General features: G+C 67.9%; 21 protein-coding genes. 16 read left to right on the top strand and 5 right to left on the bottom strand.

Features of this window, described 5'->3' with window-relative positions; translation table 11 throughout:
* Positions 1 to 5 precede the first annotated feature (5 nt).
* The 13 genes from ABKS89_RS30245 to ABKS89_RS30185 all read left to right on the top strand — a co-directional run bounded on the left by ABKS89_RS30245 (position 6) and on the right by ABKS89_RS30185 (position 17,545).
* Positions 6 to 767, top strand: coding sequence for a transporter substrate-binding domain-containing protein (locus ABKS89_RS30245; RefSeq protein ID WP_518301065.1), 762 nt, complete (start codon positions 6 to 8; stop codon positions 765 to 767).
* On the top strand, positions 764 to 3,001 hold the full coding sequence (locus ABKS89_RS30240) for an ATP-binding protein (RefSeq protein ID WP_348588825.1): 2,238 nt from the start codon (positions 764 to 766) through the stop codon (positions 2,999 to 3,001). The genes ABKS89_RS30245 and ABKS89_RS30240 overlap by 4 nt, the downstream gene beginning before the upstream one ends.
* Before the next feature lie 309 nt (positions 3,002 to 3,310).
* Positions 3,311 to 4,738, top strand: coding sequence for an amino acid permease (locus ABKS89_RS30235; RefSeq protein WP_138213561.1), 1,428 nt, complete (start codon positions 3,311 to 3,313; stop codon positions 4,736 to 4,738).
* 349 nt (positions 4,739 to 5,087) lie between these two features.
* Positions 5,088 to 5,876, top strand: a complete 789-nt coding sequence (locus ABKS89_RS30230; protein ID WP_348588827.1) for an enoyl-CoA hydratase/isomerase family protein — start codon at positions 5,088 to 5,090, stop codon at positions 5,874 to 5,876.
* A gap of 17 nt (positions 5,877 to 5,893) precedes the next feature.
* Entirely contained in the window at positions 5,894 to 7,054 is a 1,161-nt protein-coding gene (locus ABKS89_RS30225) for an acyl-CoA dehydrogenase family protein (RefSeq protein WP_138213566.1), read from the top strand.
* A 10-nt stretch (positions 7,055 to 7,064) separates the two neighbouring features.
* Positions 7,065 to 9,152, top strand: coding sequence for an acetate--CoA ligase family protein (locus ABKS89_RS30220; protein ID WP_348588828.1), 2,088 nt, complete (start codon positions 7,065 to 7,067; stop codon positions 9,150 to 9,152).
* Between the two features lie 243 nt (positions 9,153 to 9,395).
* Positions 9,396 to 11,006, top strand: coding sequence for a 5-guanidino-2-oxopentanoate decarboxylase (locus tag ABKS89_RS30215; RefSeq protein ID WP_348588830.1), 1,611 nt, complete (start codon positions 9,396 to 9,398; stop codon positions 11,004 to 11,006).
* A 55-nt stretch (positions 11,007 to 11,061) separates the two neighbouring features.
* Positions 11,062 to 12,252, top strand: coding sequence for a pyridoxal phosphate-dependent aminotransferase (locus tag ABKS89_RS30210; protein ID WP_348588831.1), 1,191 nt, complete (start codon positions 11,062 to 11,064; stop codon positions 12,250 to 12,252).
* The gene (locus ABKS89_RS30205; protein WP_348588833.1) at positions 12,245 to 13,663 is read left to right on the top strand and encodes an aldehyde dehydrogenase family protein; all 1,419 of its coding nucleotides are present in this window, start codon (positions 12,245 to 12,247) and stop codon (positions 13,661 to 13,663) included. The genes ABKS89_RS30210 and ABKS89_RS30205 overlap by 8 nt, the downstream gene beginning before the upstream one ends.
* 72 nt (positions 13,664 to 13,735) lie before the next feature.
* Positions 13,736 to 14,440, top strand: a complete 705-nt coding sequence (locus ABKS89_RS30200; RefSeq protein WP_138213572.1) for an NAD(P)H-dependent oxidoreductase — start codon at positions 13,736 to 13,738, stop codon at positions 14,438 to 14,440.
* Positions 14,441 to 14,822: 382 nt separating this feature from the next.
* Positions 14,823 to 15,758: a LysR family transcriptional regulator gene (locus ABKS89_RS30195; protein ID WP_081519060.1), complete on the top strand. Its 936-nt coding sequence runs from the start codon at positions 14,823 to 14,825 to the stop codon at positions 15,756 to 15,758.
* Positions 15,759 to 15,939: 181 nt separating this feature from the next.
* The gene (locus tag ABKS89_RS30190) at positions 15,940 to 16,134 is read left to right on the top strand and encodes a hypothetical protein (protein ID WP_045213909.1); all 195 of its coding nucleotides are present in this window, start codon (positions 15,940 to 15,942) and stop codon (positions 16,132 to 16,134) included.
* A gap of 400 nt (positions 16,135 to 16,534) precedes the next feature.
* On the top strand, positions 16,535 to 17,545 hold the full coding sequence (locus ABKS89_RS30185) for a hypothetical protein (protein WP_348588834.1): 1,011 nt from the start codon (positions 16,535 to 16,537) through the stop codon (positions 17,543 to 17,545).
* Here the strand turns inward: ABKS89_RS30185 and mifR are convergent.
* Together mifR and mifS are read right to left on the bottom strand one after the other, a co-directional pair.
* On the bottom strand, positions 17,527 to 18,861 hold the full coding sequence (gene mifR / locus ABKS89_RS30180) for a two-component system response regulator MifR (RefSeq protein WP_348588836.1): 1,335 nt from the start codon (positions 18,859 to 18,861) through the stop codon (positions 17,527 to 17,529). The two genes, ABKS89_RS30185 and mifR, sit on opposite strands and share 19 nt — an antisense overlap.
* Positions 18,858 to 20,621 carry a two-component system sensor histidine kinase MifS gene (mifS, locus tag ABKS89_RS30175; RefSeq protein ID WP_348588837.1) on the bottom strand — a complete coding sequence of 588 codons (1,764 nt, stop codon included), beginning with the start codon at positions 20,619 to 20,621 and terminating at the stop codon, positions 18,858 to 18,860. The genes mifR and mifS overlap by 4 nt, the downstream gene beginning before the upstream one ends.
* Before the next feature lie 104 nt (positions 20,622 to 20,725).
* On the opposite strand from mifS, the gene ABKS89_RS30170 reads away from it, so the two are divergent.
* Complete coding sequence (locus ABKS89_RS30170) at positions 20,726 to 21,604, top strand: alpha/beta fold hydrolase (RefSeq protein ID WP_348588838.1); 879 nt, start codon at positions 20,726 to 20,728, stop codon at positions 21,602 to 21,604.
* On the top strand, positions 21,601 to 21,954 hold the full coding sequence (locus ABKS89_RS30165; RefSeq protein WP_348588839.1) for a DUF7079 family protein: 354 nt from the start codon (positions 21,601 to 21,603) through the stop codon (positions 21,952 to 21,954). Before ABKS89_RS30170 ends, ABKS89_RS30165 begins: the two co-directional genes overlap by 4 nt.
* Here the strand turns inward: ABKS89_RS30165 and ABKS89_RS30160 are convergent.
* A complete protein-coding gene (locus tag ABKS89_RS30160) occupies positions 21,951 to 22,442 on the bottom strand; it encodes a DUF3301 domain-containing protein (RefSeq protein ID WP_138213578.1) in 492 nt (163 codons plus the stop codon). The genes ABKS89_RS30165 and ABKS89_RS30160 overlap by 4 nt on opposite strands.
* Positions 22,443 to 22,562: 120 nt before the next feature.
* Between ABKS89_RS30160 and pdxY the strand changes: the two genes are divergently transcribed.
* Positions 22,563 to 23,432, top strand: a complete 870-nt coding sequence (gene pdxY / locus ABKS89_RS30155; RefSeq protein WP_348588841.1) for a pyridoxal kinase PdxY — start codon at positions 22,563 to 22,565, stop codon at positions 23,430 to 23,432.
* Between the two features lie 261 nt (positions 23,433 to 23,693).
* On the opposite strand, the gene ABKS89_RS30150 is transcribed toward pdxY, so the two are convergent.
* Positions 23,694 to 24,278, bottom strand: a complete 585-nt coding sequence (locus ABKS89_RS30150; RefSeq protein WP_138213580.1) for a YqaA family protein — start codon at positions 24,276 to 24,278, stop codon at positions 23,694 to 23,696.
* 4 nt (positions 24,279 to 24,282) lie between these two features.
* On the bottom strand, positions 24,283 to 25,986 hold the full coding sequence (ybaL, locus tag ABKS89_RS30145) for a YbaL family putative K(+) efflux transporter (protein ID WP_138213581.1): 1,704 nt from the start codon (positions 25,984 to 25,986) through the stop codon (positions 24,283 to 24,285).
* Between the last annotated feature and the right edge of the window lie 100 nt (positions 25,987 to 26,086).

The following is a 26,086-nucleotide window of genomic DNA, read 5'->3' as shown; positions in this document are numbered from 1 at the left end:
TCCTCCTGTATTTCCTGGTTTTGCTCTTCTGCACGGCAACCCAGGCCGCCCAACCCATCCGCTACTGCGACTACCCCGTCTACCCACCCATCTCCTGGAGCGATGGCCACGAAGTACGCGGGCTGGCGCCGCAGACAGTGCGCAGCCTGCTCGGCGAACTGGGCTACGAGGTGCAGACCGTGGTACTGGGCAACTGGAAGCGCTGCCTGCTGGACGCCGCCGAAGGCCGCGTCGACGTGGTGCTCGCCTACCAGACCCCGCAGCGCGACGATGGCCTGCTGTTCTCCCGCGTGCCGGTGCTGCGCGAGGAAGTCGCGATCTTCTACAACCGCCGCAAGCCGGTGCGTTTCGACCAGCTCGGCGACCTCGTCAATTACCGTGGCGGGCTGCTGTTCGGCGAAAGCTACGGGCCGGAGTTCGACCGCTTCGTCGCCGAACATGGCAACGTCGAATGGGTCTCCGACAGCCGCCAGAACTTCGGCAAGCTGATCCGCCAGCGCATCGACTTCATCGCCCACGAGCGGCGCACCGGCACCCTGTTCGTCGAGCAACTGGCCGGCGGCCAGGACATCGCCGCGCTGCCCCGGCCGCTGACCGTGGATTACCTGCGCATCGCCGTCTCCCGCCATTCGCCGCTGGCCGCGCGGATGGACGAGATCGACGCGCTGCTGAAGAAGCGCGTGGACGACGGCAGCGTCGCCCGCTGGCTGCAGCAGAGCGAGCGCGACTACCGTGCCATGCTCGCCGGCGACGGGGTGCCGCGTTGAGGCTGCCCGGCGGTCTGGCGCGGCGCCTGCTGCTGCGGGTGCTGCTGTTCAGCCTGTGCTTCACCGTGCTGGCCAGCGCGGTGCAGCTGTACTTCGAATACCGCCGCGAGATGCGCGACATCGACACGCGGCTGGAACTGATCCGCGTCGGCTATCTGGCCAGCTTCGAGCGCAGCCTGTGGGACCTCAACCAGGAGCAGCTCAACGTGCAACTGCACGGCCTGGCCGACTTCCCCGACATCGCCCAGGTGCGCCTGCGCAGCGCCGACTTCAACCTGGTGCAGGACGCCGACGACAAGCGCGGGCCATTCCGCGTCGAGCACTATGCGCTGGCCTTCCAGCCACCGGATGGCGAGCGCCGCGACCTGGGCGAGCTGGAAATCAGCATCGACCTCGGCGCCGTCTACCTGCGCCTGCTCCACGGCGGGCTGACCAGCCTGCTGTGGATGGGCGTGTTCCTCTGCGGCCTGGCGGTGGCGCTGAGCTGGCTGTTCCACAGCCTGGTCACTCGCCACCTGCGCGCCATGGCCGACTTCGTCCGTGGACTCACCGGCGGCGATCTGGGCACCGAGTTGGCGCTGGCTAAAAAACGCTCAGGCGAAGAAGACGAGATCGACACCGTCGCCGACGCCCTCGACGGTTTGCGTCGTGCCCTGCGCGCCGAACTGCGCCGGCGCGAGGCCGACCGTGAAGCCCTGCAGAGCAAGCGCGATGAGCTGCAACGACGGGTCGAACGACGCACCGCCAGCCTGCGCCGCGCCAAGGAGGAAGCCGAGGCCGCCAACCGCGCCAAGAGCCGCTTCCTCGCCACCATGAGCCACGAGATCCGCACGCCGCTCAACGGCATCCTCGGCATGGCCGAGCTGCTGCGCGCCGCGCCTTTGGGGGAGCAGGACCGCCGCCGCTTGCAGGCGCTGTCCACCGCTGGCGAAGGGCTGCTGGCGATCCTCAACGAGGTGCTGCACTTCGCCAAGCTGGAAGATGGCGCCAGCCAGCCCGAGCCGGTGGATTTCTCCCTGCGCCGCCTGCTCGATGACGTGGTGACCCTGCTGGAGCCGCGCGCCGAGGACAACGGCACCTGCCTGCGCCTGCGCGTCGAGCCCCAGGTGCAGGACGGTTGTCGCGGCGCCGAGCAGTTCCTCCGTCAGGTGTTGAGCAACCTGCTGGCCAATGCGGTGAAATTCACCGAGGAGGGCGAGGTGCTGCTGGAGGTCGCCGTGTTGCAGAGCAGCGAGGCTGGGCAGCGCCTGCGCTTCAGCGTGACCGACGACGGCATCGGCATCTCCGCCGAGCAGCAGGAGAAGATTTTCCAGCGCTTCACCCAGGCCAGCGACGAGGTGGCACGGCGCTACGGCGGCACCGGGCTGGGGCTGGCGATCAGCAAGCGGCTGGTGGAAGCCATGGGCGGCGAGATCGGCGTGGAGAGCCTGGAAGGCGAGGGCAGCACCTTCTGGTTCGAGATCATGCTGGCGCCGGGCGTGGTGCCGCGCTCCGACGTGACCATCGAGCAGGCGCCGGCGCTGGACGTGCTGGTGGTGGAAGACGTCGCCCTCAACCGCGAAGTCGCCCAGGCTTTGCTGGAGCGTGATGGCCACCGCGTGCAGCTCGCCGAAGATGCGCAGCCCGCGCTGGCGCTCACCGCCGCGCGGCGCTTCGACCTGATCCTGCTGGACATGCACCTGCCGGGGATGACCGGCCTCGACCTGTGCCGGGCGATCCGCGCGCAGTCCGGTGGGCTCAACGCGACTACGCCGATCCATGCCTTCACCGCCAGCGTGCAGCCGGGCATGGTCCGTCGCTATTTCGAGGCCGGCATGCAGGGCGTGCTGGGCAAGCCGCTGCGCCTGGACGACCTGCGCCGCGCGCTGTCCGGCGTGGCCTGGGAGCTGCTGCCCGAGGCTGTGGATAACGGCCCGCTGGACCGGCAGGTTCTGGATACCCACCGTCGCCTGCTGGGCGAGCACAAGCTGAACGAACTGCTCGCCAGCCTGTGGAAGCTGCTCGATGAACAATGGCCGCTGCTGCTGGATGCCTTGCGCCAGGACGATGCGGTGGAAGCAGCCAGCCTTGCGCACCGGCTGGCGGGCAGTTGCCGCTCCATGGGCTTGCGCGGGTTGGGGGATTGCCTGGGTGAGCTGGAAGCGGCAGCGCTGGCGGGCTCGTTATCCGGCGATTGGGTTGAGCGATTGGGGCGGGAACGGGCTCTGGCCGGCGAGCTGATGTGCACCCTGTAGGAGCGGGCCATGCCCGCGATCGCGCGCATGGCGCGCTCCTACAAGTCGACTCCTCTGCCTGGGGTTGTTCGCGAGCAAGCTCGCTCCTACGAAGAGCAACGGCCTGAAAGGCCCGGCCCATGAGCCCTGCACAAAATCCTTACATCTTTCTACAACTTCGATCCTGGCGAACAACCCCGTCTTACATCGCCTTCCAATAATCCGGTGGCATCCGTGCCCGAGCCACGGCCTCTGATTGATTGGAGATAACAATAATGATCCAACGTCGAGTTCCGCTCAGCCGCGCCCGCCGTTCCCTGGAGGTGCGCCATGTCTGAGACCCATCACGCCGGTAGCGGCGAGAAGATCCAGCTCACCCGCGCGCTGAAGAGCCGCCACATCTTCATGCTGTCCCTGGGCGGCGTCATCGGCACCGGCCTGTTCATGGGCTCGGGCGTCACCATCAGCTCCGGCGGCCCGATGGGCGCCATCCTCGCGTACCTGGTCGCGGGCCTGCTGATGTACCTGGTGATGGTCTGCCTGGGCGAGCTGTCGGTGCAGATGCCCGTCTCCGGCTCCTTCCAGGCCCACGCCACGCGCTTCATCGGCCCGGCCACCGGGTTCATGATCGGCTGGGTCTACTGGATGAGCTGGGCCTCCACCGTCGGCCTGGAATTCACCGCCGCCGGCATGCTGATGACCCGCTGGTTCCCCGAGGTACCGATCTGGCTCTGGTCGGGCTTCTTCGTGGTCGTGCTGTTCTCCCTCAACGCCCTGGCCACCCGCGCCTTCGGCGAGGCCGAATACTGGTTCTCCGGGATCAAGGTCGCGGCCATCCTCGGCTTCATCGTGGTCGGGCTGCTGGTGATCTTCGGCGCCATCCCGCTGAATGACGGCGCGGCTGCGCCGGGGCTGTCCAACCTGATGAGCGACGGCCTGTTCCCCAACGGCCTGTCCGCGGTGTTCGCGGTGATGATGACGGTGGTCTACGCCTTCCAGGGCTGCGAGATCATGGGCGTCGCCGCCGGCGAGACCGACCAGCCGGAGAAGAGCATCCCGCGCGCCGTGCGCAACGTGGTGTTCCGCGTGCTGATTTTCTATGTGCTGGCGATTGCCGTGCTCTCTTGCATCGTGCCCTGGAAGCAGGCCGGGCTGATGGAAAGCCCCTTCGTGCAGGTGTTCGACATGGTCGGCATCCCCTACGCCGCCGACATCATGAACTTCGTGATCCTCACCGCGATCCTGTCGGTGGGTAACTCCGGCCTATACGCCTCCACGCGCATCCTCTGGGCCATGTCCAAGACCGGCATGGCGCCACGCAAGCTGTCCAAACTCAGCGCCCGTGGCGTGCCGCTCTATGCGCTGCTGATCAGCCTGGCGTTCGCACTGCTCTCGCTGCTCACCAGCGTGGTCGCCGCCGATACCCTGTTCATGGTGCTGATGGCGGTGAGCGGGATGGCCGGCACCGTCACCTGGATCGTCATCGCCTACGCCCAGTACCGCTTCCGCCGCGAGCACATGGCCAAGGGCGGCACCGTGGCCGACCTGAAGTACGCCGCTCCGCTGTTCCCGCTGATCCCGCTGGCGTGCATCGCGATCTGCTGCTCGCTGTTCGTGTTCCTCGCCATGGACCCGACCCAGCGACCGTCGCTGTACTGGGGCTTCGGCTTCATGGCGGCCTGCTACCTCGCCTACTTCCTGCTCAAGCGCAAGCGTGGGCAGGTGCTGACCGACGAGGCGGTACCGAGCCTCGGCTGAGGCTTTACGCTCCGGCAAAGCCCTGCATCGCGGGGCTTCATGCTTTTTGTAGGCCGGCGGATAACCTGTTCCAGGTTATGCGCCCTACAAGCCTGGAAGCCTTGCATTGCGGCGCTTTTTTGTAGGAGCGAGGCCCCGTCTCTTGTTGAACGATTGTTCGAAGTTGTAACAAACCCGCCGCGACTTCCCCGCAAAACCCCTCAGCCCCCGCGCCGCGCGGCCTTCCCGTCGATGGGCAGGGCGTTACAAGCCACCCATTCGGGTGGATTGCCGGCTTGCTGAACAAGTGTTTAGTATTGGCTCCAACGCTTCATCCGCCTCAGCAAACGACTACAAGAACGAGGGCAGCATGACTCAGCCATCCCCACTCAGCCGGGTCCAGGACGGTATCGCCTGGATCACCCTGAACCGCCCCGAGCAGCGCAACGCGCTCGACGTCCCCACGCTCAGGAACCTGCTGGCCCTGCTCGACGCCTATGAAGTCGACGAGGCCGTGCGCGTCATCGTGCTCAGTGGCGAAGGCCGCAGCTTCTGCGCCGGCGCCGATCTCGCCGAATGGGCCGAGGCCGAAGCCCGTGGCGAACTGGAAACCTACGGCTGGACCGAAACCGCCCACGCCCTGATGCGCCGCCTGCACGGCCTGGACAAGCCGACCATCGCCGCCGTCAACGGCACCGCCGTCGGCGCCGGGATGGACCTGACCCTGTGCTGCGACTTCCGCATCGCCGGCGCCTCCGCGCGCTTCAAGGCCGGCTACACCGGCATGGCTTACTGCCCGGACGCCGGCGCCAGCTGGCACCTGCCACGCCTGATCGGCAGCGAAGCGGCCAAGCGCCTGCTGTTCCTCGACGAACTGTGGAATGCCGAGCGCGCGCTGCAGGCCGGGCTGGTCGGCGAAGTGGTCGCCGACGATCAGCTGCAGGCCCAGGTCGGCGAGTTCGCCGCACGCCTGGCTGCCGGCCCGACCTTCGCCTTCGCCCAGACCAAGCGCCTGATGCGCGACGGCGCCGCCCGCACCCTGGCCCAGCAACTGGAGGCCGAACAGGCTGCCGGGCTGCTCTGCGGCCGCAGTGAAGATGCCGCCGAGGCGCTGCGCGCCGTGGCCGAAAAACGCTCCCCCCAATTCAAAGGCCGCTGACGGCTGCAGGTGATGTGATGGATTTCCAACTGACCCAGGAACAGGAAATGCTCGTCGAGGCGGTCAAGGCTTTCGTCGAGAAAGAGCTGCTGCCCTACGAGGAAGAAGTGGACCGCGCTGACGCGGTGTCCCCGGAGCTGGCCGCGAAGATTCGCGGCAAGGCCCTGGCAGCCGGCTTCTACGCCTTCAACATGCCCGAGGAAGTCGGCGGCGGCGGCCTGGACTACCTGTCCCAGGCGCTGGTCGAGCGCGAGCTGTCCAAGGTGTCCTGGGCGCTGCACGTGTTCGTCGCGCGGCCCTCGAAGATCCTCATGGCGTGCAAGGGCGAGCAGATCCAGGACTACCTGCTGCCGGTGGTACAAGGCGAGAAGATCGATTGCTTCGCCCTCACCGAACCGGGCGCCGGCTCCGACGCCAACTCGATCAAGACCCGCGCCGTGCGTGATGGCGAGGACTTCGTGATCAACGGCTCCAAGCACTTCATCAGCCACGCCGGCCACGCCGACTTCGCCATCGTCTTCGCGGTCACCGACACCTTCGAGCGCAACGGCAAGAAGCGCAACGCCGTGACCGCCTTCCTGGTGGACAAGGGCACCGCCGGCATGACCGTGCGCCGTGGCCCGAAATGCGTGAGCAACAAGGGTTACCACACCTACGAAATCTTCTTCGACGACTGCCGCGTGCCGGCTTCCAAGGTCCTCGGCGAAGTCGACAAGGGCTGGGAAGTGGCCAACGCCTGGCTCACCGCCGGCCGCGTGATGGTCGCCGCCAACTGCGTCGGCCAGGCCCAGCGCGCGCTGGACCTGGCGCTGCAGTGGTCGGCCGACCGCAAGCAGTTCGGCGCCGCCATCGGCAGCTACCAGGGCATCTCCTTCAAGCTCGCCGACATGGCCACGCAGATTCGCGCCGCCGAGCTGATGACCCTGCACACAGCCTGGAAGATGGACCGCGGCAGCATGACCGACGGCGAGGCCGGCATGGCCAAGCTGTTCGCCAGCGAAGTGCTGGGCAAGGTCGCCGACGAGACCGTGCAGATCTTCGGCGGCATGGGCCTGATGGACGAAGGTCCGGTGGAACGCATCTGGCGCAATGCGCGCATCGAGCGCATCTGGGAAGGCACCTCGGAAATCCAGCGCCATATCATTTCCCGCGAACTGCTGCGTCCGCTGCTGCGTTGAGGCCCGTGTGATGAAACGCGAAAACCTCCAGCGCCTGCTGGCGCCCCGGCACCTGGCCTTCATCGGCGGCCGCAGCATGGCGCGCGCGCTCAAGCGCTGCGCCGACGGCGGCTTCGCCGGCCCGATGTGGCTGGTCAACCCACAATACGACGAACTCGAAGGCGTGCCCTGCGTGCGCAGCATCGCCGAGCTGCCAGAAGGGCCCGACGCGGTGTTTGTCGCCACCAACCGCGACCTGACCCTGCAGGCCGTCGCCGAACTGGCTGCCAGGGACGCCGGCGGCGCCATCTGCTACGCCTCCGGCTTCGCCGAGACCGGCGCCGAGGGCGAAGCCCTGCAGCGCCGCCTGCTCGCCAGCGCCGGTGACATGGCCCTGCTCGGCCCCAACTGCTACGGCCTGCTCGACTACCTGCACGGCTCCGCGCTGTGGCCGGTGGCCCACGGCGGGCACCTGGTGGAGAAGGGCGTGGCGGTGCTGACCCAGAGCGGCAACTTCGCCTACAACCTGTCCATGAGCGACCGCTCGCTGCCCATCGCCTACATGGCCTCGGTGGGCAATCAGGCGCAACTGGGCGTGGCCGAACTGATGGACGTCCTGCTCGACGAGCCGCGCGTCACCGCCATCGGCCTGCACCTGGAAGGTTTGAAGAACGTCCCCGGCTTCGCCCGCGCGGCCTTCAAGGCGCTGCAGAAAGGCATCCCGGTGATCGCCCTGAAGACCGGCGTGTCGCAGATCGGCGCCGAACTCGCCCTCAGCCACACCAGCTCCCTGGCCGGCTCCGACGCGCTGTACGACGCGCTGTTCGACCGTCTCGGGGTGATCCGCGTCAGCGGCCCGGTGAGCTTCATCGAAACCCTCAAGGCCGCCGCCTGCGGCAACCTGCCGGCCGGCCCCAGCCTCGCCGCGCTGGCCTGCTCCGGCGGCGACGCCGGGCTGATCGCCGACTACGCCGAACGCAACGGCCTGAACCTGCCCAAGCTGGTCGACGCGCAGCGCGCCGAACTGGCCCAGGTGCTGCCGGACTACGCCAACATCGCCAACCCGCTGGACTTCACCACCGCCATCTGGGGCGACGGCCCGGCGCTCGACCGCATGCTCGACAGCGCCCTGCAGACCCCGGCCGATGCCGCCCTGCTGGTGCTGGACTACCCCGGCGAGGAAACCGGCGAGCGCCCCCAGTGCGACCTGTTGCTGGAGCTGTACTGCGCGGCATTGAAGCGCCACGACAAGGTCGGCTTCATCGCCTCCGCGCTGCCGGAACTGCTGCCCAAGCACGCCCGCGAACTGCTGCACTCCCATGGCGTCGCCGCGCTGCAAGGCGTGGAAGACGGCCTCGCCGCCTGGGGTCGCATCGCCCACTACCGCCAGCGCCGCGAAGCGCTGCTGGCCCGTGGCGAAGCCGCGCTGGTGCCGCTCTGCCCGCAGGCGCTGGAAAGCGAAGGGCGGTTGCTGGACGAGTGGCAATCCAAGCAGGCGCTGAAACCTTTCGGCCTGCCGCTGCCGCGCGCTGCCCTGAGTACGCCGACCCAGGCTCGCGAAGCCGCCGCCGATGTCGGCTTCCCGCTGGCGCTCAAAGTGGTCAGCGCGCAGCTGCCGCACAAGACCGAAGCCGGCGGCGTGGCGCTCAACCTGCGCAACGAGGCGGCGCTGGAAGCCGCGCTGTTCGACATGCGCGAGAACATCGCCCGCCACGCCCCCGGCGTGCCCTTCGACCAGGTGCTGCTGGAGCGCATGGCCAATCCGCCACTGGCCGAGCTGATCGTCGGCATCAAGCGCGAGAACGGCTTCGGCCTGGCGCTGGTGCTGGGTGCCGGCGGCATCCTCGTCGAGCTGCTCAAGGACAGCCGCAGCCTGCTGCTGCCGACCACCGACGCGGCGATCCGCGACGCCCTGCTGGGCCTGCGCAGCGCGCCGCTGCTCACCGGCTTCCGCGGTCGCCCGGCGGTGAACCTGGAGGCGCTGGTGGAGGCCATCCGCGCCGTCGCCGACTACGCCTGCGAGCACGTGGACACCCTGCTGGAACTGGACGTGAACCCGCTGCTGGCGGACGCCGATGGCGCCGTGGCGGTGGATGCGCTGATCCGCACCGCTGAGTGATCGGCAGCAGGACCTGAAGGAAGAACACGAACGCTCCCCTCTCCCGCTTGCGGGAGAGGGGCTGGGGGAGAGGGTGGTGGGCCCGGAACTCGGTGCCACCGACAAGAGCCCCTCTCCCCAGCCCTCTCCCTGAAGGGAGAGGGAGCAAAAGCGGCGCACGCCGGACACTCGGCGTTGGCCCCAACGAGTAGGGCGAATAACCGCTTGCGGTTATCCGCCGAAGATCAGTTCGGGAGATCGTTCATGCAAAACGACAAGACCCTCACCGGCGGCCAGGCCCTGGTACGCCTACTGGCCAACTACGGCGTCGACACCGTGTTCGGCATTCCCGGTGTGCACACCCTGGAGCTGTACCGCGGCCTGCCCGGCAGCGGCATCCGCCACGTGCTGACCCGCCACGAACAGGGCGCCGGTTTCATGGCCGACGGCTACGCGCGCGTCAGCGGCAAGCCGGGCGTGGCCTTCATCATCACCGGGCCGGGGGTGACCAACGCCGCCACCGCCATCGGCCAGGCCTACGCCGACTCGATCCCGATGCTGGTGATCTCCAGCGTCAACCACACCGCCAGCCTGGGCAAGGGCTGGGGCTGCCTGCACGAGACCCAGGACCAGCGCGCCATGACCGCGCCGATCACCGCGTTTTCCGCCGTCGCCCTGAGCGCCGAAGACCTGCCCGAGCTGATCGCCCGCGCCTACGCCGTGTTCGACAGCGAGCGCCCGCGCCCGGTGCATATCTCCGTGCCGCTGGACGTGCTGGCCAACCCGGTCGCCCGCGACTGGACCCACGAAGTGGTGCGCCGCGCCGGCCGTGGCCAGCCCAGCAGCGAAGCGCTCAAGCAGGCTGTGGATAAGCTCCAGGCTGCAAAGCGGCCGATGATCATCGCCGGCGGCGGCGCGCTGCATGCCGCCGATGCCCTGGCCGCGCTGAGCGAGCGCCTGGCCGCGCCGCTGTTCACCAGCGTCGCCGGCAAGGGCCTGCTGGCACCGGAAGCGCCGCTCGCCGCGGGCGCCACCCTGTGCACCCAGGCCGGTTGGGACATGATCGCCGAGGCCGACGTGGTCCTGGCCATCGGCACCGAAATGGCCGACACCGACTTCTGGCGCGACCGCCTGCCGGTCAGTGGCGAGGTGATCCGCGTCGACGTCGATTCGCGCAAGTTCAACGACTTCTATCCGAGCGCGGTGGCGCTGCTGGGTGACTCGAAGGCCACTGCCGAGGCGCTGCTCGCCGCGCTGCCGAGTGCGAGCCGCGATGCGGCGAAAGCGCAGTCGCGTATCGCCGAATTGCGTGCGCAGATCGATGGCGGCCACGCGCCGCTGCAGCTTATCCACAAGGCAATCCTCGAACGCATTGCCAAGGTCCTGCCGGACAACGCCTTCATCGCCAGCGACATGACCCAGCTGGCCTACACCGCCAACTACCTGTACCCGAGCAAGGCGCCGCGCGGCTGGCTGCACCCCACCGGTTACGGCACCCTCGGCTACGGCGTGCCCGCCGGCATCGGCGCCAAGTTCGGCGCGCCGGAACGCCCCGGCCTGGTGCTGGTCGGTGATGGCGGTTTCCTCTACACCGCGCAGGAACTGGCCACCGCCAGCGAGGAGCTGGACAGCCCGCTGGTGGTGCTGCTGTGGAACAACGATGCGCTGGGGCAGATCCGCGACGACATGATCGGCCTGGACATCGAGCCCATCGGCGTCCTGCCGCGCAACCCGGACTTCGCCCTGCTCGGCCGCGCCTACGGTTGCGAGATGCGCCAGCCGCAGAGCCTGGACGAACTGGAGCGCGACCTGCGCGCCGGCTTCGCCCATCCGGGCGTCACCCTGATCGAGCTGAAACACGCCTGCGCCCAGTAGGACCCGTTGCACCCGCCGGAGCCCACGGGCTCCGGCACCTTGAAGGAAGCACAGCATGCGCTACTCGAACTTCACCCAACGCATCGCCGGCGACGGCGCCGCCGCCTGGGACATCCACTACCGCGCCCTGGCGCGCATGGAGCAGGGCGACGACATCCTGCTGCTGTCGGTGGGCGACCCGGACTTCGATACCCCGGTGCCTATCGTGCAGTCGGCCATCGACAGCCTGCTGGCCGGCAACACCCACTACGCCGACGTGCGCGGCAAGCGCTCGCTGCGCGAAGCCATCGCCCGTCGTCACACCCAGCGCAGCGGCCAGGCCGTCACCAGTGATGACGTGGTCGTGCTGGCCGGCGCCCAGTGCGCGCTGTATGCCGTGGCGCAGTGCGTGCTCAATCCGGGTGACGAGGTGATCGTTGCCGAGCCGATGTACGTCACCTACGAAGCGGTGTTCGGCGCCTGCGGCGCCAAGGTCATCCCGGTGTCGGTGCGCTCCGAGCACGGCTTCCGCGTGCAGGCCGAGGACGTCGCCGCGCTGATCACCCCGCGCACCCGTGCGCTGGCCATCAACAGCCCGCACAACCCGTCCGGTGCCAGCCTGCCGCGCGCCACCTGGGAAAAGCTGGCCGAACTGTGCATCAGCAATGACCTGTGGATGATTTCCGACGAGGTCTACAGCGAGCTGCTGTTCGACGGCGAGCACATCAGCCCCGCCAGCCTGCCGGGCATGGCCGAGCGCACCGCGACCCTCAACAGTCTGTCGAAATCCCACGCCATGACTGGCTGGCGCGTGGGCTGGGTGGTCGGCCCGCAGCAGCTCTGCGCGCACCTGGAAAACCTCGCCCTGTGCATGCTCTACGGCTCGCCGGACTTCATCCAGGACGCCGCCTGCACTGCGCTGGAAGCCAAACTGCCGGAACTGGAAGCCATGCGTGAGGCCTACCGCCAGCGTCGCGACCTGGTGCTCGACTGCCTCGCCGATTGCCCTGGCGTGCGCGCCCTGCGCCCGGACGGCGGCATGTTCGTGATGGTCGATATCCGCGCCACCGGGCTCTCCGCCCAGGACTTCTCCGACCTGCTGCTGGACCGCCACGGCGTCTCCGTGCTGGCCGGCGAAGCCTTCGGCCCCAGCGCCGCCGGGCACATCCGCCTCGGCCTGGTGCTCGGCGCCGAACCGCTGCGCGAAGCCTGCCGCCGCATCGCCCTGTGCGCCGCCGAACTGCTCAAGGAAAAACGCTATGCGTGAGCGTACACAGCTCTACATCGACGGCGCCTGGGTGGCGCCGCAGGGGCAGGGCATGGCCGAGGTGCAGAACCCGGCCACCGAGGAACGCGTCGGTCGCGTGCCGCTGGGTGGCGAAGGCGACGTGAACCGCGCGGTGGACGCGGCGCGTCGTGCCTTCCCAGCGTGGTCGCAGACCCCGTCCCATGTACGCGCCGGCTACATCCGCGCCCTCGCCGAGCAACTGAAGAACCGCGCCGACGAGATGGCCGCGCTGATCACCGCCGAACTGGGCATGCCCATCCAGTGGTGCCGCATGGTGCAGGTCGACGGGCCGATCGAGGGCCTGGAAAGCTATGCCGCCATGGCCGCGCACATGGACGAAGTGCGCGAGGTCGGCAACTCGCTGATCGTGAAAGAGGCGGTAGGTGTCTGCGCCTTCATCAACCCCTGGAACTACCCGCTGCACCAGCTGATCGGCAAGCTCGCCCCGGCGCTCGCCGCCGGCTGCACCGTGGTGGTCAAGCCGAGTCAGGACACTTCGCTGCACGCCTTCCTGCTGGCCGACATGATCCACGCCATCGGCCTGCCGGCCGGCGTGTTCAACCTGGTCAGCGGCCCCGGTTCCAAGGTCGGCGAAGCCCTGGCGCGGCACCCGGACGTGGACATGGTGTCCTTCACCGGCTCCACCGGTGCGGGTGTGAAGGTCTCCGAAGCCGCCGCGCCGACGGTCAAACGCGTGTGCCTGGAGCTGGGCGGCAAGTCGCCCTTCCTTATCACCGCCGATGCGGACCTGGCCACCGCCGTGCGCCACGGCGTGCAGGACGTGATGATCAACTCCGGGCAGACCTGCACCGCGTTGACGCGCATGCTGCTGCCGGCCCATCGCTACGCCGAGGCGGTGGAAATCGCACGCACTGAGGCCCTCGCGCTGAAGATGGGCGACCCGCTGGACGCCGACAGCTTCCTCGGCCCGATGTGCTCCGGCGGCCAGCGTCGCACCGTGCTCGATTACGTTCGTGTCGGCCAGGAAGAGGGCGCGCAGCTGGTCTGCGGCGGCGCCGAGCGCCCGGCCCATCTGGAGCGCGGGCACTACGTGCAGCCGACGATCTTCGCAGGGGTGAACAACCAGATGCGTATCGCCCGCGAAGAAATCTTCGGCCCGGTGCTGTGCCTGATTCCCTACGCCGATGAGGCCGAGGCCATCGCCATCGCCAACGATTCGCCCTTCGGCCTGTCCAGCGGCGTGTGGGCGGGTGACCGCGAAGATGGCCTGCGACTCGCCCGGCAGATGCGCGCCGGCCAATGCTTCGTCAACGGCGGTGCCTTCAACTACCGGGCGCCGTTCGGTGGCTACAAGCAGTCCGGCAACGGCCGCGAATGGGGTGAGCAGGGACTGCACGAGTTCATCGAGCTCAAGGCCATCCAGCTTTAAACAGACCCCCTCTCCCTCCGGGAGAGGGCTGGGGTGAGGGCTGTGCCACTCACCGACTTGTCAGGAATCCACATGAACGTACTGATCGTCCACGCCCACAACGAACCGCAATCCTTCAGCACCGCGCTGTACCAGCTCGCCGAGGAAACCCTGCGTGGCCAGGGCCATGAAGTGCAGGTCTCCGACCTCTACGCGATGAACTGGAACCCGGTGGCCAGCGCCGCCGACTTCGGCGCCCGCGCCAACCCCGAATATCTGGTCTATGCGCTGGAACAGCGCGAAGGCGCCAAGGCGAAAACCATCGCCGCCGACATCCAGGCCGAGCTGGACAAGCTGCTCTGGGCCGATCTGGTGATCTTCAACTTCCCGATCTACTGGTTCTCCGCGCCGGCCATCCTCAAGGGCTGGTTCGACCGCGTGCTGGTCTCGGGCATCTGCTACGGCGGCAAGCGCTTCTACGACCAGGGCGGCCTGGCCGGCAAGAAGGCGCTGGTGAGCGTGACCCTCGGCGGGCGTGACCACATGTTCGGCGACGACGCCATCCACGGCCCGCTGGAAGACATGCTGCGGCCAATCCTGCGCGGCACCCTGGCCTACACCGGCATGAGCGTGCTGCCGCCCTTCGTGGCCTGGCACGTGCCTTACATCAGCAACGAGGCCCGCCAGGACTTCCTGCGTCAGTACCAGGATCGCCTGCAGAACCTGGAGAACGACCAGCCGCTGGAGTTCGTGCGCCTGGAGCAGTTCGACGAGCGTCTGTACCCGCTGCCGCGCTGAGATTTTCTCGGTTGGGCTGCGGATTCACCTTGTAGGAGCGCGCCATGCGCGCGATCGCGGGCATGGCCCGCTCCTGCAGGAATAACTCGGCGCTCAAACTGCGAACATGAAAAAGGGCGGTCATCCGAAGATGACCGCCCCTGGAGAAAGAGTCAGTCGCTGCAGCCAGGTATGCGCGGGGGAGAGGGCCGTCGATTGGTGTATCGGCGGCCGTACGATGAGCCTGGTATGCCCAACGTTGCTGCAGCGACTTGTCCGGCACTATACGTGGTAACAATCGGCAAAAAACGACCCTATACTGCGATTCAGTTTTGCGGCGCGGACAACAATGGTTGTCGCCTCCTACGGGCGCCTACGACAAGATCAACAGGCAGGGGGAAGCATGGACGTACTTCACGCGATGCGGGCATTCGTCCGGGTGGTGGATGCCGGCAGTTTCACCGCCGCCGCCAATGCCCTGGGGTTATCCACAGCCCAGGTCTCGCGAGTGGTCTCCGACCTCGAAGCCCAGCTTGAAGCGCGCCTGCTGCACCGCACGACAAGGCGCCTGGCGCTGACCGAAACCGGCGAGCGCTACCTGCTGCGCTGCCGGGAAATCCTCGCCGATGTCGACGAAGCCCAGGCCGAAGCCAGTGGCGCGCACCTCAATCCGCGCGGTCGCCTGCGCGTGCATTCGCTCACCGGGCTGGGCCAGCAGCACCTGATCCCGCTGATCTCGCGCTACTGCGAGTCCTTCCCCGAGGTCTACATCGAACTGACCCTGGCTCAGCGCCAGCCGGACATTCTCGAAGAAGGCCAGGACGTGGTGATCACCCGCGACCGCGAACTGCCCGACTCCGAGTTCGTCGCCCAGACCCTGGGCACCATCTACAGTGTGCTCTGCGCCAGCCCCGAGTACCTCAAGCGGCGCGGTACCCCGACCAGCGTCGCCGACCTGCACCAGCACCAGTGCCTGCGCCTGCAGGACCCGACCTTTCCCGAAGGCTGGGCCTTCGAGGAGGGCAACGAGGAAAGCGTGATCCGCCCGCGCGACACCTTCATGGTCAACGTCGCCGAGGCGCTGACCGGCGCCGCCGCCGCCGGCATGGGCATCTGCCTGCTGCCCAGCTACGTCGCCGCACCCGCGCTGCGCCGTCGTTCGCTGGTGCGCGTGCTGCCCCGGCACAGCCTGCATGTGCGGCAGATCTATGCGTTGTACCCGTCGCGGCGCTTCCTCGACGCGAAGATTCGCACCTGGGTCGAGTTCCTCAAGGCGGAGCTGCCGAGGGTTTTCGAAGAAGACGAAGCAGCGCTCAACGATCCCGTCAACTGGGCATAAGGCAAAGGGCTAGCGTGGCGGATCGCCGCAGCCGCTCTATACCGGTATTCTCGGACGATCGGCGCGGATTGTTGCTTTTTAGGCAATGCTTTGTTGGTTAGCTAGCTATTTTTCGAGGGACTGTTGCGCCGTAACCTTTCATCAACCCCGACCAATCGGGTGTTCAGAAAGGATCACCGTCATGTCCCGTTCGCTTTATGTTGCTGCCCTGCTGTCCGTCTGCTCGCTGTCCTTCACTCAGCTGAGCTTCGCCGAAGAGTCGCGCCTGATGACCGACAAGATGGTCAAGGCCAACGAAGCAGTGATTGCCCAGCAGCAGGCCCAGTCCGCCGAGCAGACCGCCAAGGCCGCCGCTGGCAGCAACGCCGATTCCTGATCGGCCGCTTCCCCCGGGAAGTCCGGAGCGTGAGCCGGGCTTCTCAACACCTTGCGCCGCATAAGACATGCGGCGTTTTTTTGCCTGCGTTTTCACAGCGGCCAGCTGACTGTTACAGATTCTGAAACAGTCTTTCGCGGCCAGTGACCTGTATTCCTGCCTATTTGGTCAATATACTTGACCCAACAGCGCGGCTTTCCAGCCTCGCCGTTACCGGCCTCACCGCCGGCAAGCTTCCCGACGTCGATTCTTGATTGCTCCAGATCGATGTCCGTCTCAAGGCCGCTGCTTTCAGCGGCCTTTTTTTATGCCTGTGGATAAACCGCTGGCGGGCCAGGCGTGGGCTGATAGGCTGTAGGCTGCGTCAACACAGCCCCGGACTCGACAAGGATGCCGACCCATGACTGCTGAAAATCCCTTTGCGCCCCCCCTGGCCACGCTCACCGCGCCGCTGTCATCACAGGCCATGCCGGTTCCGGCCTTCCGCCAGCCCTATCCCTTCCTCGCCACGCAGATTTTCGCGACCCTGCTGATGTTCGCCGCCAGCATGGTATCGCTGTGGTTCATCGATACGCCGTCGTTCCAGCGGCAGCTGCGATTCCTGCCGATGGTGATCTCCACCACGGTGGGCAGCCTGCTGTTCTACTGCAGCGCGGTGCTGCTGCTGGTGTACGACCAGCGCGAGCGCCATGGGGTACTGCGCTTCCGCCCGTTGTGGGCGCTGCTGGTGGGCTATGGGGTGCTGTACCTGGTCATCAGCGTGGTGCTCAACCTTGCCCTGACCCACTTCAGTTCGTCCCTGTTCGATTGGATAAGGCTGCAGCCGGGTCGCCAGCTCTGGATGTTCCTCTACACCCAAACCAGCGGCGTGCTGAATCTGCTGCTGACCTGCCTGCTGCCGCTGTGGCTGTTGCTCACGCTGGCGCGCTCGCGCTCGGAGCCGGTGCTGGGAAAGGTGCAACTGAGCGTGGCGGGCTGGCAGGTGGCACTGGGCATCGCGCTGTGCTTCAGCGCTGTCCTGTACAAGGTGGCATCGACCCTCGCGTCGTCCCTGATGATGCTCTACCGCGAAGGGGACTACTGGCAGCCGCTGTTCCAGTTCCTCAGCAGCGCGGTGCCCTTCGTGGTGGTCTTGATGGCGGCCAGGGGCAAGCTGGGCGCGCGGCGCGAACGCTTCGCCGCCGGCCGGGTTCTGGCGGCGGCGCTGGTGCTCTGGCTGATCTGGAGCGTCTGCGTGGTGCTCTGCTCGCTGCTGCTCACCTTCACGGCGTTGAACTACAACGACCCTGCCGAGTTGCAGCGCTATGCCCTGTTGCCGGCGGTTGTCTGCCTGATTCTGCTCTGGCCGCTGACCCGCCTGAGCACTGGCTGGTTCTTCGCCCGCCCGGCGGCTCAATCCTCGCCCAGGTAATCCCCGCGGCTCAGCCCGTGGCGCTGCATCTTCTCATTGAGGGTGCGGCGCGGCAGGCCGAGCAGCTCCATCACTGCCTTGATGTCGCCCTTGCACTGGCCCAGCGCCTGGCGGATGCACTCTGCCTCGTAGGCCTCCATGCGTTCGAACAGGCCGTTGCCGGCGGGCTCGATCGGCAGCTCGGCGCGGTCCAGGCCGAGCACGTGGCGCTCGGCGGCGTTGGCCAGTTCGCGCACGTTGCCCGGCCAGTCGTGGGCGAGCAGGCGCGCCAGTTCGCTGGCGGAGAGCGGCGCGGCTTCGCGGCCGAATTTCTCGCTGGCCAGCAGCGCGTAGTGCTCGAATAGCAGCGGGATGTCCTCGCGGCGTTCGCGCAGTGGCGGCAGGCGCAGCTCGGCGACGTTCAGGCGGTACACCAGGTCCTCGCGGAAGCGCCCGGCGCGGGCTTCCTCGAGCAGGTCCGGCTTGGTCGCGGCGATCACCCGCAGGTCCACCTTGATGCTCTGGTTCGAGCCCAGGCGCTCCAGCTGCTGTTCCTGCAGCACGCGCAGCAGCTTCACCTGCTGGGCCAGCGGCATGCTCTCGATCTCGTCGAGGAACAGGCTGCCGCCGTTGGAATGCTCCAGCTTGCCGATGCGTTTCCCCTGGGCGCCAGTGAAGGCACCGCTTTCGTGGCCGAACAGTTCGGTCTCGAACAGCTGTTCGGGGATCGCCGCGCAGTTCAGCGCGACGAAGGGCTTGCCGGCGCGCGGGCCGAAGTCGTGCAGGCAGCGCGCGACCAGCTCCTTGCCGCTGCCGGTGTCGCCGCGGATCAGCACGTTCACCGGCGTGCCGGCCAGCGCCATGATCTGCCGGCGCAGGGTTTCCATGGGCCGCGAGACGCCGAGCAGGCGCGATTCGATCTGGTCCTTGAGCGCCGCCTGTTCACGCAGCTGGCGGTTCTCCTGCACCAGCCGGCGTTTCTCCAGGGCGCGGCGCAGGCTGTCGAGCAGGCGCTCGGGGGTGAAGGGTTTTTCGATGAAGTCGTAGGCGCCCTGGCGCATCGCCTGCACCGCCATGGGCACGTCGCCGTGGCCGGTGACCATGATCACCGGCAGGTCGCGGTCGATCTGCTGCAGGCGTTCGAGCAGGGCCAGGCCGTCGGTACCGGGCATGCGCACATCGCTGATGACCACGCCGGGCAGCTCGCGGGAGACGCTTTTCAGGCACTCGTCGGCGCTGCTGCACAGGCGCACTTCGAAGCCGGAGAGTTGCAGCCACTGCTGCACGGCGTCACGGATGGCGGCTTCGTCGTCGACGAAGAGGATGGTCTCGCTCATGGTCTTCTTTCTTCGCTGGCGGCCGGCAGGCTGAGGTGGAACACTGCGCCGCCGGTGGGCTGGTTGGCGGCGTCGAGGCGCCCGCCGAGTTCGTGGACGATGCCATAGGATACCGCCAGCCCCAGGCCCAGTCCTTCGCCCACCGGCTTGGTGGTGAAGAAGGGGTCGAAGACGCTGGCCAGATGGGCTTCGTCAATGCCGGGGCCGTTGTCGGCGACGTCCAGACACCAGTGCTCGCCGTCGCGGCGCAGGGTCAGGCGGATCTGCGGCGGGGCGGTGCTGGCCACCGCATCGAGGGCGTTGCGGATCAGGTTGACCAGCACCTGCTCCAGGCGGATCGCATCGCCCAGCACCCAGGCCGGCAGGTCGAGGTCCTGGCTGATCTCCACGCCTTCGGTGCGGATGCGCACGGCCAGTAGCTGCAGCGCCTGTTCGATCACGTGGCCCAGTTCGATGCGCTCGCGCAGGCCGCCGGGGGTCTTGCGGGCGAAGGTCTTCAGGTGACCGGTAAGTGCGGCCATGCGCTCGAGCAGCTCATCGACCCGCACCAGCGCGGCGCGGGCGTCGTCCTGGCGGCCGGCGTCGAGCAGCAGGCGCACGCTGGCCAGCTGCATGCGCTGGGCGGTGAGCGGCTGGTTGATCTCGTGGGCCAGCGCGGCGGACATCTGTCCCAGTGCGGCCAGCTTGGCGGCCTGCACCAGGCCGTCCTGGGCGGTGCGCAGGGCGGCGGTGCGTTGCTCGACCAGGCGCTCCAGCTCTTCCTGGTTGCGTTGGCGCAGCCGTGCCAGGCGGCGGCGCTGCTGTAGCCAGAGCACGAGGAACACCAGCGCCAGCCAGACGCCGGCAGCGGCCAGCCGCGCACTGGTGACGTCGGACTGTACGCCATGCGGGTTGCGCAGCAGGTGCAGGGTCCACTCGTCTTCCGGCAGCCTGACCGATTGCCAGAGGTAGTCGCCGCTGATGTCCTGGCCGTCGACGCGGACCATGCGCGCGTGCTCGCCGAGGGTTTCCAGCGTCCGGTGCGGCAGCGCGCTGAGCGGCTGCTTGTGGTACTGGCGGGTGTCGGCCATCTCGGCGCGGGCCACGGCGTCCAGCGGTTGCAGTTCGCGGTAGCGCCAGCGCGGGTGGTTGGCGAGGAACACCACGCCCTTGCTGTCGCTCACCAGCACCACGTCCGGGGTCTGGCTCCATTGCCGCTCGAGGTCGGGAAACTCCAGCTTGACCACGATGGCGCCGAGGAAGGTGCCGTCGTCGTCGCGCAGGGCGTTGGACAGGAAGTAGCCGGGAATTCCGCTGGTCACGCCGACCGCATAGAAGCGCCCCGCGCCCTGGGCGATGGTCTGGCGGAAGTAGGGGCGGAAGCCGTAGTTGTGGCCGACGTAGCTGACCGGCAGGTTCCAGTTGCTGGCAGCCACGGCAAGGCCGGTGTGGTCCAGCAGCTCCAAAGTGGAGGAGCGCGCCGCGCCGTTGATTTCCTGCAGCTTGAGGTTGAGCCGGTGCTGCAGCTCGCCGGTCACCGGGCCGCGCATGGCCGCGCGCAGCTCCGGGTCCAGCGCGAGCACGGCGGGGATGCTGCGGAAGCGCTCGATCAGGGTGTGCAGGGAGTTGGCATAGAGACCGAGCTGTTCATGGGCCGCTTCCGCCTCGGCGAGCAGCGCGCGGTGCCGCGCCTTCTCGCCGGCCCAGAACACCGACAGCACCAGCCCGGCCAGCAGGAGCAGGCAGATCAGCAGCAGGCGAAGGGGGCGGGTAGGCGACATGTTCGACGGGGTTCGACCAACGGTTGGCGACAATAGCACGGCCGCGAGCTGGTCCGGCGCCCCGCCGCCTCGCTACACTGCCGGCATCCCGATGGAGAGCTTCGATGCAGTTGTCGTCCTGGACCCACGAAGGGTCCGCCGGTTTCACCCTGCGCGGCTGGCGCAGCGAGCCCAGAGGCAAGCCGCTGCTGCACTTCCTGCATGGCAACGGCTTCTGCGGCCGCGCCTACGAGCCGATGCTGAAAGTCCTGGCGGAGGATTTCGACCTCTGGCTGTGCGACGTGCAGGGCCATGGCGACAGTGACCACGGCGGACGCTTCCACGGCTGGAACCGCAACGCCGAGATGGCGGTGGAAGCCTTCCAGGCCGGCAGCAAAGTGTTCGGCGAGGTGCCGCATTACGCCGCCGGGCACAGCTTTGGCGGCGTGCTCACCAGCCTGATCCTCGGCCGTCATCCCGAATTGTTCCGCCGCGCCGTGTTGCTCGACCCGGTGCTGTTCACCCCGGCGATGATCGGCGTGATGGCGCTCTCCGAAGTGCTCGGCCTGCACAAGCGCCGCACCATGGTGCAGAAGGCGCGCTCGCGGCGCAGCCAGTGGCCGGACCTCGAGGCGGCCTACGCCGGCCTGCACGGCCGCGGCATCTTCAAGGGCTGGACCGACGAAGCGCTCTGGGCCTACGTGGAGAACGCGATGAAGCGCACCGAGGCAGGCGTCGAGCTGAAATGCCGGCCCAGCCGCGAGGCGGAAATCTTCAGCTCCTTCCCCAAGCGCCTTTGGCCATCGCTGACCAAGGTGGTGACGCCGACCCAGGTGCTGTTCGGCGAGCGCACCTATCCTTTCGTGCCCAAGTCGGTGGCGCGCTGGTGTGCGGCGAACACGGTGGTGAGTGGCCAGTGCGTCGACGGCGGCCACTGCTTCATGCAGGAATTCCCCGAAGACAGCGCCGAGCGCGTATCGCGCTTCCTGCTGGGCCACGAATGAACGACCCGGCCCGCGAGTCCGTCTGGCTGGCGCTGTCCGAGCTGTGGCTGGACACCGAGCTGGATGATGACGGGCGTGCCGCCATTGCGGGCACTCTGTCGATCAGCGGGTTCAGCATGGACGAGCTGGAGGCCATTTACCGCCTGGAAGTGGCGCCGGTGGTCTGGGCCAACACCTGGGTGACGGCGGGCGTCTGGGACGGTTTCGATCCGGACTGGCTGTTCGAGCACTGCCGGCGCAACCAGCGGCGGCGAACTTCACTCTGGCATCGCGGGCGCTGCCGGTTGTTGCGCAAGGCGATGACGGCGGCGGTGGACGAGGACTGGCGGAAGATCCGCGCTCAGCTCTAGTCGCCGACCTTCTTGTCGTGGTGCGCGCGGCGCCATTCGTCCAGGCGCACGACTTCGGCCTTGGGGCGTGGCGGCGGCGGGGTGTCGTCGAACACGGCGTCGACGATTTCCTCATCGACCGGCGCGGCGGCCGGGTGGAAGGTGGCGACCGGCGATACCGGCATGCGCGGTTCGGGTTCCATGCGGAAGGGCGCCAGCTCGATGCGGCCCAAGTGCTGGCCGAACATGGCGATGCGGCCGGCGTAGCGCTCCTGCCCGGTGGCGGTGAACTCGAAGGCGTATTCGCGGGCCAGGCGCAGGTTACCCCGGCCGTCGCGCTGGAAGCGGAAACGCTGCAGGGCCATGGCCTCATCGAGCAGCTCCACGCCCTCGCGCGCGCAGTGCTGCTTGGCCAGCGCCAGCGCACGCTCGCGGATGCCATGGGCGCGCCACCACCAGGCGGCGCCCGCGACAACCAGCATGAAGATGAAAAGATTGCCCAGGTCCACTTCAGCTTCCTCGGAATCGGCGCACCAGCTTACTCACTCCGCCGTCGGGCGGCGAGGGGCGGATGTTCACAGCGTGTGAATTGCGCCCCATACTGCCCCATTCTGTAGCAGGACACCGTTATGCCGCGCACTCCCCACGTTCTCGCCATCCAGTCCCACGTCGTCTTCGGCCACGCCGGCAACAGTGCTGCCGAGTTCCCCATGCGCCGCGTCGGGGTGAACGTCTGGCCGCTGAACACCGTGCAGTTCTCCAACCATACCCAGTATGGCCACTGGACGGGGCAGGTGCTGCCGCCGGAGCAGATTCCCGCGCTGGTGGATGGCATCGCCGCCATCGGCGAGCTGGGCAACTGCGACGCGGTGCTCTCGGGCTACCTGGGCAGTGCGGCGCAGGGCCGTTCGATCCTCGAAGTGGTGCGCCGCATCCGCGAGGTGAACCCGCGTGCGGTGTACCTGTGCGACCCGGTGATGGGCCATCCGGAGAAGGGCTGCATCGTTGCCCCGGAAGTCGGCGAGTTCCTGCTCAACGAGGCCGCCGCCGTGGCCGACTACCTGTGCCCGAACCAGCTGGAACTGGACAGCTTCTGCGACCGCCAGCCGACCTCCCTGGAAGACTGCGCGGCGATGGCCCGCGGCCTGCTGGTGCGCGGCCCGAAGGCGGTCCTGGTGAAGCACCTGAATTACCCGGGCAAGCCGGCGGACGCTTTCGAGATGCTGCTGGTGACCCTGGACGAGATCTGGCACCTGCGCCGCCCGCTGCTGGCCTTCCCGCGCCAACCGGTGGGCGTGGGCGACCTGACCTCCGGGCTGTTCCTCGCCCGCCTGCTGCTGGGCGATGACCTGCGCACTGCCTTCGAGTTCTGCGCCGCCGCTGTCCATGAAGTGCTGCTGGAAACCCAGGCCTGCGGCAGCTACGAACTGGAACTGGTGCGTGCCCAGGACCGCATTGCCCATCCGCGGGTGAAGTTCGAGGCGGTGAAGCTGGGGTGATTCGGGCGGGGTGCTTTGGGGGAGTCCGGCATTGGGCGTTCCCCTCACCCTAACCCTCTCCCGGAGGGAGAAGGGACTGTCCTGAGCGGGTGGGCACGTCGAAGCTCAGCCGGCTGACTCTGAAATATCCATAGCACACCGAACGGCCCCCTCTCCCCGTGGGAGAGGGCTGGGGTGAGGGCCAGCTCGCGCGCCGGAACTTGTAGGAGCGCGCCATGCGCGCGATCGCGGGCATGGCCCGCTCCTACAGGGGGCTCGGTGTCAGAGCATGTACTTGCCCAGCAGCAACCCACCCACCACCATCGCCGTGAGCAGGCCGAACGCCAGCCCGAGGCGTTTTTCGATGGCCTCGCGTAGCGCCGGGCCGGCCCAGAACAGCAGGGCGCAGGTGGCGGCGAAGCGCAGGGTGCGCGCCACCACGCTGAGGGCGATGAACAGCACCAGGTCCAGCTGGGTGACCCCACTGGTCAGGGTGATCAGCTTGTAGGGCAGCGGGGTGAAGCCGCCGCCCAGCAGCACCATCAGCCAGCCGAGTTCGTTGTAGCGCTCGGCGACCTCGGCGAAGTTCTCCTGCAGGCCGTAGAAGCCGAGGATTGCCTGCCCCACCGTCTCGAACAGCAGCAGGCCGATGAAGTAGCCGGCGATGCCGCCCAGCACCGAGCTGACGATGCAGATTGCCGCGTAGCGCCAGGCCTTGGCCCGGTTGGCCAGGACCATGGGCACCAGCAGCGCGTCCGGCGGGATGGGAAAGAACGAACTCTCGGCGAAGGTCACTCCGCCCAGTGCCAGCTCCGCCCGCGGATGCCCCGCCAGGCGCATGGTCCAGTCGTAGAGCCGGCGCAACATGGCGTCAGGCCGACTGCGGCAGGTGGTCGTCGCTGGCCGCCGGCGTGGCGCCCTCGCGTTCGACCCGCTCGACCATGCCACGGGCGATTTCCCGCTCGCCCATGATCACCAGGCTGGCACCGTTCTGCTCCAGGTAGTCCACCTCGGCGTCGAAGTGGGCGCGGGCGATGATGTCCAGGTTCGGGTTGATCGCCCGCGCGTGGCTGGAAATCGTCCCGGCCTCGAAGCCGTTGGGGATGGCGATCAGCAGCCAGCGCGCCGAGGTGATGTTGGCCTGGGTCAGGACATCGGGATTGGCGGCGTTGCCGACCACCACGCAGAGGCCGTGCTCGCGCAGCTCGGCGGCTTTCTCGCGCTTGTCCTCGATGACCACCACCGGAATTCTGTCCTTGCGCAGTCGCTCGCTGACCAGCGCGCCAACCCGGCCGTGGCCGATGAGGATCGCGTGGTTCTGCTCCAGCACCGGTGGCGGCAGGTCCGGCGCCTCCACCTGGACTACACCCGGCTCGGCTTCGGCCTTCTGCTCCTGGCGTGCCTGCAGGCGGTCGATGGCGATGAACAGCAGCGGGTTGACCAGGATCGACAGGATCGCGCCGGCCAGCACCAGGTCGCGGCCGGCTTCGGGCAGCAGGTTAAGGGTCACGCCGAGGCCGACCAGGATGAAGGAGAACTCGCCGATCTGCGCCAGGCTCGCGGCGATGGTCAGTGCGGTGCTGTTGGGGTGGCCGAACATCCGCACGATGACGTAGGCCGCCACCGACTTGCCGAAGACGATGACCAGGAAGGTCGCCAGCACCGGCAGCGGCTCGTGGATCAGGATCGCCGGGTTGAACAGCATGCCGACGGAGACGAAGAACAGCACGGCGAAGGCGTCGCGCAGCGGCAGCGAGTTCTCGGCGGCCTCGTGGCTCAGCTCGGACTCGTTGAGGATCATCCCGGCGAAGAAGGCGCCCAGGGCGAAGGACACGCCGAAGATCACCGCCGAGCCATAGGCGATGCCCAGGGCGATGGCCAGCACGGCCAGGGTGAAGAGTTCCCGCGAGCCGGTCTTGGCCACGCGCTCCAGTACCCAGGGTACGAAGCGGCGGCCGCCAAGGATCATCACCGCGACGAAAGCGGCGACCTTGCCCAGGGTCAGCAGGATCGGCATCAGCAGGCCGCCGTCACCACCGTCGGAGGTACCGCCCAGCGAGCCGGCCAGCGCCGGCAGCAGGACCAGGGTGAGGACCATGGCGAGGTCTTCGACGATCAGCCAGCCGATGGCGATGCGCCCGCGCTTGGTGTCGATCAGCTGGCGCTGCTCCAGCGCCCGCAGCAGCACGACGGTACTGGCCACCGACAGGGCGAGGCCGAAGACCAGCCCGCCGCCGAAGTTCCAGCCCATCATCCAGGCCAGGCCCAGGCCGAGCAGGGTGGCGACGCCGATCTGCACCACTGCGCCGGGGATGGCGATGGCTTTGACCGACAGCAGGTCTTTCAGCGAGAAATGCAGGCCGACGCCGAACATCAGCAGGATCACGCCCAGTTCGGCGATCTCCGTGGACAGCGCCTGGTCGGCGACATAACCGGGGGTGAAGGGGCCGGCCAGCACGCCGGCGAGCAGGTAGCCCACCAGCGGCGAAATGCGCAGGCGGTTGGCCAGGGCGCCGAGGACGAAGGCCAGCACGAAGCCGACGGCGAGGGTGGTCAGTAGTGGGGTGTGATGCATGGTCTGGGCTCCGGGCACTCAGGGAGCGACCGGACTGCGCATCAGCACCGGGTCGCTCGACGGTGGGTCACGGGGGCAAACCCGCGTATGAAAAGTCTAG

It is taken from the genome of Pseudomonas sp. LABIM340 (genome assembly GCF_040017195.2).
GTDB lineage: Bacteria > Pseudomonadota > Gammaproteobacteria > Pseudomonadales > Pseudomonadaceae > Pseudomonas.
This window is presented reverse-complemented; position numbering and strand designations above follow the sequence as displayed.

What these genes read in the sequence shown, in the direction of transcription:
- ABKS89_RS30235 (WP_138213561.1), top strand. Translation starts at nt 3,311, where the DNA reads ATGTCTGAGACCCATCACGCCGGTAGCGGCGAGAAGATCCAGCTCACC.
- ABKS89_RS30230 (WP_348588827.1), top strand. Translation starts at nt 5,088, where the DNA reads ATGACTCAGCCATCCCCACTCAGCCGGGTCCAGGACGGTATCGCCTGG.
- ABKS89_RS30225 (WP_138213566.1), top strand. Translation starts at nt 5,894, where the DNA reads ATGGATTTCCAACTGACCCAGGAACAGGAAATGCTCGTCGAGGCGGTC.
- ABKS89_RS30220 (WP_348588828.1), top strand. Translation starts at nt 7,065, where the DNA reads ATGAAACGCGAAAACCTCCAGCGCCTGCTGGCGCCCCGGCACCTGGCC.
- ABKS89_RS30215 (WP_348588830.1), top strand. Translation starts at nt 9,396, where the DNA reads ATGCAAAACGACAAGACCCTCACCGGCGGCCAGGCCCTGGTACGCCTA.
- ABKS89_RS30210 (WP_348588831.1), top strand. Translation starts at nt 11,062, where the DNA reads ATGCGCTACTCGAACTTCACCCAACGCATCGCCGGCGACGGCGCCGCC.
- ABKS89_RS30205 (WP_348588833.1), top strand. Translation starts at nt 12,245, where the DNA reads ATGCGTGAGCGTACACAGCTCTACATCGACGGCGCCTGGGTGGCGCCG.
- ABKS89_RS30200 (WP_138213572.1), top strand. Translation starts at nt 13,736, where the DNA reads ATGAACGTACTGATCGTCCACGCCCACAACGAACCGCAATCCTTCAGC.
- ABKS89_RS30195 (WP_081519060.1), top strand. Translation starts at nt 14,823, where the DNA reads ATGGACGTACTTCACGCGATGCGGGCATTCGTCCGGGTGGTGGATGCC.
- ABKS89_RS30190 (WP_045213909.1), top strand. Translation starts at nt 15,940, where the DNA reads ATGTCCCGTTCGCTTTATGTTGCTGCCCTGCTGTCCGTCTGCTCGCTG.
- ABKS89_RS30185 (WP_348588834.1), top strand. Translation starts at nt 16,535, where the DNA reads ATGACTGCTGAAAATCCCTTTGCGCCCCCCCTGGCCACGCTCACCGCG.
- mifR (WP_348588836.1), bottom strand. Translation starts at nt 18,861, where the DNA reads ATGAGCGAGACCATCCTCTTCGTCGACGACGAAGCCGCCATCCGTGAC.
- mifS (WP_348588837.1), bottom strand. Translation starts at nt 20,621, where the DNA reads ATGTCGCCTACCCGCCCCCTTCGCCTGCTGCTGATCTGCCTGCTCCTG.
- ABKS89_RS30170 (WP_348588838.1), top strand. Translation starts at nt 20,726, where the DNA reads ATGCAGTTGTCGTCCTGGACCCACGAAGGGTCCGCCGGTTTCACCCTG.
- ABKS89_RS30165 (WP_348588839.1), top strand. Translation starts at nt 21,601, where the DNA reads ATGAACGACCCGGCCCGCGAGTCCGTCTGGCTGGCGCTGTCCGAGCTG.
- pdxY (WP_348588841.1), top strand. Translation starts at nt 22,563, where the DNA reads ATGCCGCGCACTCCCCACGTTCTCGCCATCCAGTCCCACGTCGTCTTC.
- ABKS89_RS30150 (WP_138213580.1), bottom strand. Translation starts at nt 24,278, where the DNA reads ATGTTGCGCCGGCTCTACGACTGGACCATGCGCCTGGCGGGGCATCCG.
- ybaL (WP_138213581.1), bottom strand. Translation starts at nt 25,986, where the DNA reads ATGCATCACACCCCACTACTGACCACCCTCGCCGTCGGCTTCGTGCTG.